The 12,446-nt window shown below is 64.2% G+C and carries 11 protein-coding genes; 9 read left to right on the top strand and 2 right to left on the bottom strand.

Annotation, left to right across the window (positions count from 1 at the left end; translation table 11 throughout):
• Positions 1–553: 553 nt before the first annotated feature.
• Positions 554–922, top strand: coding sequence for a cupin domain-containing protein (locus tag ACOZKU_RS22495; RefSeq protein ID WP_421580766.1), 369 nt, complete (start codon positions 554–556; stop codon positions 920–922).
• A gap of 23 nt (positions 923–945) precedes the next feature.
• A complete protein-coding gene (locus ACOZKU_RS22500) occupies positions 946–2,331 on the top strand; it encodes an NAD(P)/FAD-dependent oxidoreductase (RefSeq protein WP_421580767.1) in 1,386 nt (461 codons plus the stop codon).
• A gap of 9 nt (positions 2,332–2,340) precedes the next feature.
• On the opposite strand, the gene ACOZKU_RS22505 is transcribed toward ACOZKU_RS22500, so the two are convergent.
• On the bottom strand, positions 2,341–3,033 hold the full coding sequence (locus tag ACOZKU_RS22505; protein WP_421580768.1) for a GntR family transcriptional regulator: 693 nt from the start codon (positions 3,031–3,033) through the stop codon (positions 2,341–2,343).
• A 101-nt stretch (positions 3,034–3,134) separates the two neighbouring features.
• Complete coding sequence (locus ACOZKU_RS22510; RefSeq protein WP_421580769.1) at positions 3,135–4,304, bottom strand: serine hydrolase domain-containing protein; 1,170 nt, start codon at positions 4,302–4,304, stop codon at positions 3,135–3,137.
• A 392-nt stretch (positions 4,305–4,696) separates the two neighbouring features.
• Here ACOZKU_RS22510 and ACOZKU_RS22515 point away from each other — a divergent pair, with 392 nt between their 5' ends.
• The 7 genes from ACOZKU_RS22515 (at position 4,697) to ACOZKU_RS22545 (ending at position 12,308) form a co-directional block, all read left to right on the top strand.
• Positions 4,697–5,578, top strand: a complete 882-nt coding sequence (locus tag ACOZKU_RS22515; protein ID WP_421580770.1) for a helix-turn-helix transcriptional regulator — start codon at positions 4,697–4,699, stop codon at positions 5,576–5,578.
• Between the two features lie 234 nt (positions 5,579–5,812).
• Positions 5,813–7,339, top strand: a complete 1,527-nt coding sequence (locus ACOZKU_RS22520) for an ABC transporter substrate-binding protein (protein ID WP_421580771.1) — start codon at positions 5,813–5,815, stop codon at positions 7,337–7,339.
• Positions 7,340–7,404: 65 nt separating this feature from the next.
• Positions 7,405–8,334 carry an ABC transporter permease gene (locus ACOZKU_RS22525; protein ID WP_421580772.1) on the top strand — a complete coding sequence of 310 codons (930 nt, stop codon included), beginning with the start codon at positions 7,405–7,407 and terminating at the stop codon, positions 8,332–8,334.
• An 8-nt stretch (positions 8,335–8,342) separates the two neighbouring features.
• Positions 8,343–9,188 (top strand): ABC transporter permease, encoded by an 846-nt coding sequence (locus ACOZKU_RS22530; RefSeq protein ID WP_421580773.1) that lies wholly within the window; start codon positions 8,343–8,345, stop codon positions 9,186–9,188.
• Positions 9,185–10,804 carry a dipeptide ABC transporter ATP-binding protein gene (locus ACOZKU_RS22535; protein WP_421580774.1) on the top strand — a complete coding sequence of 540 codons (1,620 nt, stop codon included), beginning with the start codon at positions 9,185–9,187 and terminating at the stop codon, positions 10,802–10,804. Before ACOZKU_RS22530 ends, ACOZKU_RS22535 begins: the two co-directional genes overlap by 4 nt.
• A 29-nt stretch (positions 10,805–10,833) precedes the next feature.
• Complete coding sequence (locus tag ACOZKU_RS22540; protein ID WP_421580775.1) at positions 10,834–12,030, top strand: serine hydrolase domain-containing protein; 1,197 nt, start codon at positions 10,834–10,836, stop codon at positions 12,028–12,030.
• Positions 12,031–12,110: 80 nt separating this feature from the next.
• The gene (locus ACOZKU_RS22545; RefSeq protein ID WP_421580776.1) at positions 12,111–12,308 is read left to right on the top strand and encodes a hypothetical protein; all 198 of its coding nucleotides are present in this window, start codon (positions 12,111–12,113) and stop codon (positions 12,306–12,308) included.
• The last annotated feature ends 138 nt before the right edge of the window (positions 12,309–12,446 follow it).

Genomic DNA, 12,446 nt, shown 5'->3' on the forward strand with positions numbered 1-12,446 from the left:
GGCCGAGTGCGGCCGCGAAGATCGAAAGAAGTGCCTGTTTCATGCTTCCCCTCCCATTGGGTGTTGGTTGGACCGGCGACGCCGCCCTCCAGCAGCCCCTCCGACCAACGTCGCGACCTTCAAGATCGCCAGGATTGTGTACAATGCAAAAAACCACACATCAACAGAGGTGTATATAAAATCTTCGTCATCCCACACAATGAATCGTGGGCAATAAGCATCACCACATGACGGATTTGCATCAAGGATGCCCGTCAACCAGCCCATCGCCACCGAACAGGGTCATAGGGGCGTGCTGCCGCATCGAGGACGGCGCGTGAGATACAATACCAAACGCCATAGTATACAGTGATTGTCATACGCATAGGCCGCGACCTCGCTCTCATGGATGACGGAGGCTGGCTCGACAATGTTCGCCCGCCTTCGTTTTGGGCACTGCCGGACGCTTTTCGATCACCTACCCATTTGGCGTATTCCGCAGTTTTTGGCCGCAAGCCAAATACGGACACGCCCTGCGAAAGCGGGAAAATGCTTCAACAAAGGTAGGAATTCCATGTCGAAAGTCATCAAGCTCGGCCGCGACGGCGTTGGCCTCAATGCGCTCGAGAAATGCAGCGTCATTCCGGCGGAAGCCATTCTCTCCGGCTTTGCCGAAGAGATGGGCGACGTGCATTTCGAAAGCGCCGACGGCTCGCTCGTCATCGGCACCTGGCAGTGCACGCCCTATGCCGAAATGCTCGTTTACCCCACCGGCACCGAATATGCCGTCATCGTGTCGGGCAAGGTCGCGCTGACCAATCCGGACGGTTCTGTCGAGACCTTCGGCCCCGGCGAAAGCTACATCCTGCCGCCGGCCACCGAAGTGCGCTTCGAGGTGCTGGAAACCATGCGCAAGATCTACGTCCTCCAGACGGCCAAGTAAGCAGCCGGCGGGGAGGGCAGACCATGACATCGAAAGCGCTCGCCGACGTGAAAATGGAACCCTTCTGGCTGGATCGACCCGACCGGCCGGAGGTGCTGTCTCCCCTCACCGCCGCACGCAACGCCGACCTTCTCGTGGTCGGCGGCGGCTTCACCGGCCTCTGGGCCGCCATCCAGGCCCGCCAGGCAAAGCCTGACGGCACCGTGATCCTGATCGAGAAGGCAAGCGTCGCCAGCGGCGCATCCGGCCGCCCCGGCGGCGTCGTCTCCACCTCGGTCATGCACGGGCTGTCCAATGCCGCCCGCATCTTCCCGAAGGATATCGCCGCGCTGGAAGTGCTCGGCAAGGAGAACATGCACGGCTTCATGCAGACGATCGCCGACAACGGCATCGACTGCCATGCCGAATGGGGCGGCGAACTCAACGTCGCCATCGACGACAGCCAGATCGACAGTCTGCGCGACGAACACGCGCTGCATCTCAAATACGGGCACAACGCTGTCTTCCTCGACCAGTCGGCGCTTGCCGACCATATCCGCTCGCCGCGCTACAAGGCCGGTGTCTGGACGAAGGACGTCGCCGGCACCGTGCATCCCGCTTTGCTCGCCTGGGGCCTGAAACGGCTGGCGCTGGAGCTCGGCGTCGAAATCTACGAAAGCACGCCGCTCGAAACCATCGAGGAGACCGGCGGCAAGATGGGCGTGACGACGCCGCACGGCTCGGTCACTGCCGGGCGCGTGCTGCTCGCCACCAATGCCTTCATGGCCGGGCACAAGCACATCAAGCGGCGCATCGTGCCGATCCGTGACCGGGTGCTCGCCACCGAGCCCCTATCCGAAGCCCAGATCGCCGCCATCGGCTGGGGCAACCGGCAGGGCATCTACGACATGCGCACGCAGATGAACTATATGCGGCTGACCAAGGACAACCGCATCATCTTCGGCGGCCGCCTCGCCTATGCCTTCAACGGCGACACGTCGCCCGCCGTCGACCGGGCGCGCGACACCTATGCACCGCTTGCCCGCGCCTTCTTCGACACCTTCCCGCAACTCGAAGGTCTGCGCTTCACCCATGCCTGGAGCGGCGCCATCGATCTTTCCACCCGCATGGCCGTGCATTTCCAGCGCTATTTCGACGGCAAGGTCGTCTATGCCGGCGGCTATTCCGGCTTCGGCGTCTCCGCCTCGCGCTTCGGCGCCCGCGTAGCGCTCGACATCCTCGCCGGCTCGACATTGCCGGAAAGCCGGCTGGAATTCGCAACGCAGCTGCCGTCCATCGTGCCGCCGGAACCGTTCCGCTGGCTTGGCGCGCAGATCACCATGAATGCGCTGGATACGGCCGATGCCAAGGGCGGATGGCGGATGCCCTGGCTGAAATTCGTCTCGGCACTGGGCTTTCCGCTGCACTGAGCGGCCGGCTCAGCTTGCCATGAACTTCGCGTGTCGCAGCATGAATTGCCCGGCTTCGCGAATGTCATGCGCGACAGCCGTCCGCGCGCGCGCGGCATCCTTGGCCTCCAGCGCATCCATGATGCGCTCGTGGAAGTCGACGTCGAGCGCTTCGGTCGGCGTAAACGTCGTGCCCTCCACCAGCTTGCGCAGGAAGGGGCCGGCCTGGAGCCAGAGGATTTCGATGATATACAGCAGATATTCGTTGCCGCAGTGCTGGTAGATCGCAAACTTGAAGTCGAAATTAGCTTCCAGATAGCGGTCTATATCGCCGGCCTTGGCGGCCTCGGTGCGTGCCTTGCAATGGTGGCGCACGGTGCGCAGGCTGTTGCCGTTGAGGCGCGGCGTGGCGAGTTCCGCCGCCGTGCCTTCGATGGCGATGCGCGCTTCCGTCAGGCTGTTGAAGGCGGCGACCGTCAGGAGCGGCACCTCCACGCTGCCGTTCGGCAGGAGGTTCAGCGCCCGCACGGCCTGCAAGCGCTGGAAGGCGGTGCGCACCGGCATCGGGCTCGTGCCGAACTGTTCGGCGACCTTGCGGTAGGTCAGCTTCTGTCCCGGCTCGAAATGGCCTGCCATCAGCGCGTGCACGATCTGCTGATAGACCTGCTCGTGCATCGGTACGGGGGCCTCGATCGCCGTGATGCTCGTCGCCTTCTTCGCCATGTCCGCCCCTCGAAAATCTGCGCCGCGCGTTGCTGAATAACCCTTGGTAAGAGATTTTCCGGCGCCCGCGCAAGCCCTGTAACCGGCGCGGCGCGCCGTCGTCAGACCATGCGGGACAGTTGCGCGAGGAAGGCGATGTTGTCGCGGTCGAACGGATCGGTCACCGGGTCGGGCTGCGAGGACATGCGCACGATGACGACCTCCGTCGCTGGATCGATATAGAGCCACTGTCCATGGATACCGATGCCGCAATAGGCGCCCTCGCCCGTCTGGTACCATTTGTTGCGATAGCGCCCCTTTGGGAACAGGGTGACGAAATCGCTCCTGTCCCAGGCCTCCTTGCTGCCGCCGCCGATCGTATCGGCGACCCAGGCCGCGGGCACGACGCGGTTGCCGTTCGCCACGCCGCCCTGGCGCATCATCTCGCCGAAGCGGGCAAGGTCGCGCGGGGTGAGCGAAATACCCGCCGAAGCGCGGCAGGTGCCTTCGCGGTCGACGGTGATCTGCGCCGCGCCGCGCGCACCGAGCGGCGCGAAGACTTTTTCCCGCAGGAGATCGGGCATACGCTGACCCGAGGCACGCTCGAGAACGATGCCGAGCATGTCGGTGTTCGGCGAACGGTATCGGAAAATCTCGCCGTGTTCACCTGGCAGACGCCGGATCGTGCACAGGAATTCCCGTAGCCCCTCGTCCCCGCCGCCGGGATTCCACAGCATGGCCTTGCGATAGCGCGCAAACGGGCTGTTCGGGTCGAGATAGGCTTCATCGATATCGATGGCGACGGCCATATCGAGCACATGCTGAACGGTTGCATCCCCATAAGCCGAGCCGACGGCCTCGGGCACATACTGCGTCACCGGTGCCTGCGGATCGAGCAGGCCGTCCGCCTGCAACGCGCCGGCGACGACCGCGACGATCGACTTGCTGATTGAAAAGGCGATGTGGCGGTTGCCGAAATCCATCGTCGGCGCGGACCAGTCGGCGACGAACTTCCCAGCCTTCATCACCGTCAGGGCGTCCGCATGGGAGCGGTCGAGGAAATCCGCCATTTTCTCCCCGCCATCCGGCAGCGACACGGTCTCGGCGACGAGCGCGGAGGCATCGTGCGGGCTCTCGTCCCCACCAGAACCGCCCCAGATATGGGCGCTCGGCACGAGCTCGCCGACATTCTGGTAGGCCCAGGCGCTGAACGGCGCCAGCCGCCAGTTGCCGAGCCGCACCGCCTCGCGGGCAAAACCGTATCTCTGTTCGAATGCGCTCGTGGCGACCATGGCCTGTCCTTTCTCTCCCGCTGCAAAGGGTGGAGCCGGTTGGCCCGCACGATGGAAGGCATCGCCGAAGCAAGATTCCGTGCGAAACCCGAAAGGCCCGCAGGACATTTCGCCCGGCTCTACCAGCCCCTCACGCAAGACACCTTCCGGCGCCACCCCTCCACCGACCAGGAACGGGCCGACATCCCCCGGAATATCGGCGCCTCATCCCCGCAACAGCCGCGCGAATGCCTGCAGGAGGCAGCTTCCCCCACAGGCACTTCGACGCTATATTGTGATCTCAGATCACGCAATGGGGTTGCCGAAATTTCTTCACGGCGCGAGACAAACGCAAGCTTCACGCATAGAATTACGGGCAAGAGCACGGGAAATGGATGGGCTGCGGGAAAGAGATGACAAGCGAATTGCAGGGTGAGGACGGCCAGGTCGCGGCCATCGCGGATCTCGCCATGGCACTGCTGGAGGGCATCGGCCGGCTGGATTTCCAGGAGCGCATCATGAACGCCCTGAAGGAGCGCGTCGCCTTCGACGCCAGCCTCGTGCTGCTCTATCGCAAGGGCTTTGCGCCGAAAATCCTGTTCAACGACTGGCGCACCGACCGCGGCCTGTCCAACATCCAGCAATACCTGCAAGGCTACTACCGGATGGACCCGTTCTACCGGCTGACGCTGGAGGACACGATCGACGGCGTGCACCAGTTGAGCCAGATCGACAGCAGCTTCGGCGACAGCGATTATTACCGCGAATTCTACCAGTATTCCGGCCTGCACGACGAGATCAACGTGCTCGTCAGCCTCGATGCCGAGACCAAGTTCGCCATCTCGCTCGCCCGCCGCAGCACCCGCCCCGCCTTTACCGGCGATGACTTGAAATTCCTGCGCACCGCAACGCCTTTGCTCGTCAAAGCCATCGTGCGGCACTACCGGGACCTGCACCCCGACAGCCAGGAGGGCGAGCCGCTGCTGCAAAGCGCTTTGGCGCAGGCCGTGCGCAATTTCGGACGCAGCGTGCTCACCGGCCGGGAATGCCAGGTGGTGCAACTCATCCTGCGCGGCCATTCGGTGAAGGAGGCGGCGATCAAGCTCGGCATCGCGCCCGCGACCGTGAAACTGCATCGCCGCAACCTCTATGCCAAGCTCGACGTCACCTCCCAGGCCTCGCTGTTTTCGCTGTTCCTCGATGCCGTCTGCTCGGCGGACAATGCCTTCGACGACCCGCTGGCCGGCTATCTCACCCGCCGCGCCAAGCTGACGGGCGATATTCTGCGCGCCTGAAACGATCTTTTTCTCCGCCAGTTTTCTCGCCGGGCCGGCCGTATGAAATCGGGCCGGAAACCCCTGAATTTGCAGAAAATTCGCGCTGCTTCAGCGTGACGCCGTTGGTTTTTCCCGAAATTTTGTGATCACAAATCACGGAACCTGCATTGACACGAACGTGATCTGAGATCACAAAATCTCTTCGAAGGACGGATGGGCCGGGGAGTGCCGCATCCGCAAAGGGGAGAAGCTATGAGAAACCTGAGCAAGCTTGTACTGGCGACCTCCGTCGCCCTTGGTATCGCGACGATGGGCATAAGCACTGCCGCCCATGCCGAGGCGCTGGTGCGCATCGCATCGCCCTATCCGGCCACGACGCTCGATCCGTCGCGCTCGGCCGCGGCCGGCAATATCGAGACCTTCGGCCAGCTCTATGCCCGCGTCCTGCACCGCAACACGGAAACCGGCGAGCTGGAGCCCGGCCTTGCCGAAAAGTGGGAGCTTTCCGACGACCGCCTGACCTACACGCTGCACCTGCGCGACGCCAAATTCTCCGACGGCTCGCCGATCACCGCCGACGACGTCGTCTTCTCCTTCGAGCGCGTGCGCTCCGACCCGCAATCCGCCCTGCCCTCGACCTTCGGCGCGGTGGAATCCTTCGCGGCCCCTGACCCGAAGACGGTCGTCATCAAGCTCAAGAACCCGCTCGTCTCGCAGCTCGGCCAGCTCGAGATGTGGAATGCCGGCATCGTCTCCAAGGCGGATGTCGAAAAGCGCGGCGAGCAGGCCTTCGCCGAGGTGCCCGTCACCTCAGGCCCCTATGCCGTGAAGGAATGGAAGCCGGGCGAGAAGCTGGTCCTGGCGCCGAACGCCAATTACTGGCGCACGGGCTATCCGAAGTCGGATGCGACGGTGGAACTCGTCGAGGTCGCCGAGCCGGAAACCGCCGCCGCCATGCTGAAGTCCGGCGAAGTGGACGTGATGCGCGAAGTCGAGTGGTCGCAGGCCGCCGATCTCGCGGCGACCGAAGGCCTCGACATGCGCATGGAGGATTCGCATGTCATCTACACGATCCTGCTCAACAACAGCCGCGCGCCCTTCTCCGACATGAAGGCACGGCAGGCCGCCGCCTATGCACTGGACAAGAAGGCGATCACAGGGATCGTCACCACCGGCCTCGCCAACCCCGCCAACACGGTTCTGCCCTCCGGTCTCGACTATCACGACAAGGACTATGCCGCTTTCGCGCCCGATATGGAAAAAGCCAAGCAGCTGCTCCAGGAATCCGGCATGGCCGGCAAGGAAGTGCAGATTCCGGTCACCGCCGGCCAGGCGACGCAGCAGATCGCGCTCTTCATGCAGGCGCAGCTGGAGGCGATCGGCCTGAAGCCCGTCATCGTCAATGTCGACGTTGCAACCTGGTGGTCGGACACGGCGACGGCCGCCTATGACGCCACACCGACCTGGTGGACGAACGAGTTGACGGACCCTGACACCGCCGTGCGCTGGGCGATCTGCGGCGCCTGCGATTCGCACGCCTTCAACACCTTCTACAACAACGACCGCATCAACCAGCTGACCGAGGAAGGCTCGCGCGAGACGGACGAGGCCAAGCGCGCAGCAATCTATCGCGAGATCGCCAAGATCGCGACGGAAGAGGTCGCCCAGATCCCGCTCTTCGACGCGCCCTTCGCCGTCGCCTATTCGACCCGCCTGAAGAACCTCAAGCTGACCCCTGCCATGCAGTGGACGCTCGAGGACATGACCGTCGAGGAATAATCCCTCCCAGGCTGGCGCGGCGTCCAACGACGTCGCGCCTTTTTTCCGTATCCGGGGACCTTTTCATGCACATGATCCTGCGCCGCATCCTGCAGCTCGTCTTCGTGCTCGTCGGCATCACGCTCGTCACCTTCCTCCTGGTGCATATGGTGCCGGGCGATCCGGCGCGGGTGATTGCCGGCGACCGCGCCAAGCCCGAGACGCTCGAAGCCATCCGCCAGAGCCTCGGCCTCGACAAGCCGCTGTGGCAGCAGTTCCTCATCTATGCCGGCAATCTCGCGAGCGGCGATATCGGCATGTCTCTGCGCTACAAGCGCCCCGTCGCCGACCTGATCGGCCAGTATCTCTGGCCGACGCTCTTCCTCACCGGCTACGTCATCGTGCTCGCCGTGCCGCCGTCCATCGCGCTCGCCATCGCCAGCGCCCGCAAGCCCGGCAGCCTGACGGACCAGGTCATCCGCCTGATCGGCGTCGCCGGCATGGCCATTCCCGTCTTCTGGCTCGGCATCATGATGTCGCGCTTCTTCGGCGTCAGCCTCGGCTGGTTCCCGGTCTCCGGCTACGGCAAGACCTTCACAGGCCACCTGCACCATCTCTTCCTGCCGGCGCTCTCGACGGCGATCTGGATCGTGCCCGTGCTGGTGCAGTCGCTACGCGCCGCGCTGATCGAGAAGTCGGCCGCCGATTTCGTCACCGCCGCCCGCGCGCAGGGTGCGAGCGAAAGCGAGATCTTCTGGCGCACCGTGCTGCCCAACGCCATCCTGCCGACGCTCAATCTCTTCGGCGTCATCGTCGCCTTCCTGATCGGCGGCACCATCGTCGTGGAGACGATCTACGCCGTGCCCGGCCTCGGCACCCTGATGATCAATGCGATTCTGGCGCGCGACTACCATGTCATCCAGGGCCTGACGGTGATGTTCGCCGCCGCCACCGTGACCGTGACCTTCCTCGTCGATCTGCTCTCCGCGGCGATCGATCCGCGCGCCCGCCTCTAGGTATAATCATGTCCCTCGACGCCACCACCTCCGCTCCCGACCGTGCGCCGCTGCCGCTCGGCCTCGTCGTCGCCGGCAGTCTCGTCGGCCTCTGGGTCCTCGTCGCCGTCTTCGCACCGTGGATCGCGCCTTACGACCCGAATGCCGTCGATATCGTGCATGCCCTGCAAGGCCCGAGCGCCGAGCACTGGTTCGGCACCGACCAGGTCGGTCGCGATGTCCTTTCCCGTGTGCTCCATGCTGCGCAGATCGATCTCCTGATGTGCTTAGCCGGCGTGCTTCCCCCGCTCGTCATCGGCACGACGATCGGCCTCGTCAGCGGTTATTACGGCGGCTTCGTCGATACCGTCCTGATGCGCCTCTACGACCTGACGGCCGCCTTTCCGTTCTTCGTGTTGGTTCTCGCCATTGTCGGCGTGCTCGGTCCGGGCCTCGTCAATTTCTTCATCGCGCTCGCCTTCGTCGCCTGGATCACCTATGCGCGGCTGGTGCGCGCCGAGGTGATGGCCGTGCGCGGCAGTGAATATGTGCAGGCCGCGAAATGTCTCGGTTTTTCCGACCGCGTCACGCTGTTCCGCCATGTGCTGCCCAATGCCTTCGGCCCGGTCGTCGCCTATGCGGTGAGCGATGCCGTGCTCGTCATGCTCGCCGGCGCGAGCTTCGGCTTCCTCGGCATGGGCGCGCAGCCGCCGCTCGCCGAATGGGGTGTGATGATTTCCGACGGCACGCGCTTCCTGCGTCAGGCCTGGTGGATCTGCACCTTTCCAGGCCTTGCCGCCATCAGCCTCGGCCTCGGCCTCATCTTCCTCGGCGATGGTCTCGGCCATCTCAGCCGCCAGCGAGCCGCCGCATGACCCATCCCCTGCTCGATATTTCCAACGTTTCCGTTTCCTTCGGCAAGGCGACAGTCGTCAAGAACGTCTCCTTCCGCATAGCGCCCGGCGAAATCGTCGGCATTGCCGGCGAAAGCGGTTCCGGCAAATCCACCATCTGCCGTGCAGCCCTCGGCCTCTTGCCGCCGACCGGCAGCGTCAGCGGCGACATAAGCCTCGACGGCAAGCCGCTGACCGGTCTCGAGCCGGCCGAATGGTCGGCACTGCGCGGCCGCGACCTGTCGATGATCTTCCAGAACCCGTCCTCGCATCTCAACCCGTTGCAGACGGTCGGGAGCCAGATCGCCCAACCGATGATCCGCCATCTCGGCCTTTCGCGTTCCGCCGCCTGGGACAAGGCCGTGGCGCTCTTGGAGGATGTCGGCATCCGCGAACCGGCGATGCGCGCCAAATCCTACCCGCACGAGCTTTCGGGCGGCATGAAGCAGCGCGTGATGATCGCCGCCGCCATTAGCTGCGCGCCTCGCCTGCTGATCGCCGACGAGCCGACAACCGCGCTCGACGTGACGGTGCAGCAGAAAATCCTCGAACTTCTCAAGGACCTCAACCGGCAGCGCGGCCTCGCCATCGCCCTCATCTCGCACGATCTCGGCGTGCTCGCCGATATCTGCTCGCGCATCGTCGTCATGCGCCACGGCGAGATCGTCGAGGAAGGCGAAGCGCGGCAGGTGGTAACTGATCCGCAGCACCCCTATACGCGCCTGCTCGTAAATTCGCAGCCGGGCCGCAAGAGCCTCACCAGCGGCTGGAACGGCGCCGCCGATGCGCCGCTGATCGAAGTGAAGGGCTTGAAAGTCCATTTTCCGGTCAAGCGCGATATCATCGACGTGCTGCAACGCCGCCAGCCGGAACCGTTCAAGGCGCTCGACGGCATCGACCTCACCGTCAAGGCCGGCGAGACTGTGGGTATCGTCGGCGAGAGCGGCTCGGGCAAGAGCACGCTCGCCCGCACCATCATCCTGCAGAACAAGGCGACGGAGGGCGGCGTGACGCTGGAGGGACGGCCACTCGCCGACCTCGCGGGCGCCGCCCTGCTCGCCTTCCGCCGTCGGGTGCAGATGGTGTTCCAGAACCCCTACGATTCTCTCAATCCGCGTATGACCGCGCTGGAAACGATCGCCGAACCGATCTGGCGCCACCTGCTCGCCGACCGCGCGACCGCCCTCAAGGAGGCGGAAAAGCTGCTCGACATGGTGGAGCTGAAGCGTGAATTCGGCAGCCGCCGGCCGGGCCAGCTCTCCGGCGGCCAGTGCCAGCGCGTCGGTATCGCCCGCGCGCTTGCGCTCAAGCCGGAAATCCTGATCGCCGACGAGATCACCTCCGCCCTCGACGTGACGACGCAGGCGCAAATCCTCGACCTGCTCGCCCGTCTCCAGCGCGAGCGCAAGCTGACGCTCCTCTACATCTCGCACGATCTGTCCGTGGTCAGTTCCTTCTGCCAGCGCGTCTATGTCTTCCGTTCCGGCAAGATCGTCGAACACGGCCCGGCGGCGGATGTGCTCGGCAATCCGCGTGAGGCCTATACCCAGCAGCTCGTCGCCTCGATCCATCGCCTGCCGGACCTCGTGGCCGGCTGATTTTCAGCACCTGATTTTTGGAGACCTTTATGAACAGCACGACCCAGCCCTGGCGGCGCGACCCGAAGAACCCCGGCGCCCCGATCATTCCGCGCGGCGAATGGGACTTTCCGCCCTATCACCGCTGGACCTTCCAGCATGTGCGCGAGATGGTGCCGACCGCCCAGATCTGGCGCGGCCCCGGCCCCGTCCTGCCACTGCCCGAGCGCAAGCGCGACATCGACGGCGTCAGCTTCGAGACCCGCGCCGGTCGTCGCACCGTTCCGCAATGGCTGGAAGAAAGCGCAACCGACGGTTTCCTCGTCCTTTCGGGCGGCGCGGTGATCGACGAGCGCTACATGAACGGGCTGAAACCCTACCGCCAGCACCTTGCCATGTCAGTGTCGAAATCCGTCACATCGGCGGTTTTCGGCATTCTCGTGGAGCGCGGCCTGATCGATCCGCAGGCACCGGTGACGCAGTACCTGCCGGAACTCGAGGCGACCGGCTATCGCGGCGCCAAGGTCCAGCATGTGCTCGACATGACGAGCGGCGTGCTGTTCGACGAATCCTACACCACGCCCGGCTCGCATATGCAGAAGCTCGGTCAGGCCTGCGGCTGGTTCGAAGCGACGGAGCCGACCTGGCCGATGACCGTCTGGCAACTCATTCTCCAGCTGACCGAGCAGGAGCGCCCGCACGGCGCGCTGTTCCAGTACCGCTCCATCGAAACGGATGTGCTCGCCTTCATCATGCAGCGCGTGACGGGAAAGCACCTCGCCGACCTGATCAGCGAGGAACTGTGGGGGCCGATGGGCGCCGAAGACGATGCCTATATCACGCTCGACCGCGGCGGCTACGCGCTGGCCGACGGCGGCTTCAATGCGACGCTGCGCGATTTCGCCCGTTTCGCCCTGCTCCTCCTCAACGGCGGCAAGGCGCATGGCAGGCAGATCGTGCCGAAGGCCTGGATCGAGAGCTTCAACAAGGCCGATCACGCGGTCTTCGGCGACGAACGGCAGGGCGCTCTTCCGAACGGCGCCTATCACAACCAGTTCTGGATCGAATCCCCCGACAGCCCCGTCTTCATGTGCTTCGGCATTTTCGGGCAATATCTCTACATGGATCCGCAGGCGGAATTCGCGGTGATCAAGCTTTCGACGGATGCCGAGCCGGTCAGCGAGGACCGCACTTTCGACATGCTCGCCGCCGCCCATGCGCTCAGGGAGTTCTGCAAGACCGCCTGATTTTTTCCGTCGGCCGACAGGAACAATCGAAGCCCCTGCCGGTTCAAGGTGCGTACCATGATGATTGGGCGTGATCGCACATGACGGAACAGTCCAAGCTCTTTCCCGAGCACCGCAGGCTTTCGGGGGAGCGCTATACAGTCGAAACCTTCCGCATGGCCTATGACCTGCCGCAGCAGGAGGCCAAGCGGCTCTTTGAAAAATTCGGCCCCTCGAAACGGGAGCTCGATCTCTTGATGCGCGCGCGCCGTGATCCCCAGCAGTTCCTGAATTTTTAAGGAAACGGCCATGACGAAGAACGACGCGCAGAAGCCCTCCTCTTCCGACAAAAGCAACGTCGAAACCGATGCGAAACCGGAAACGGAAGACGAGAAGACCAAGCGCGAGCAGGCGACGAAGCCCGCTCTGATGCCGAT

The sequence above is a fragment of the Shinella sp. M31 genome (assembly GCF_049199205.1).
In the GTDB taxonomy this organism is placed as follows: domain Bacteria; phylum Pseudomonadota; class Alphaproteobacteria; order Rhizobiales; family Rhizobiaceae; genus Shinella.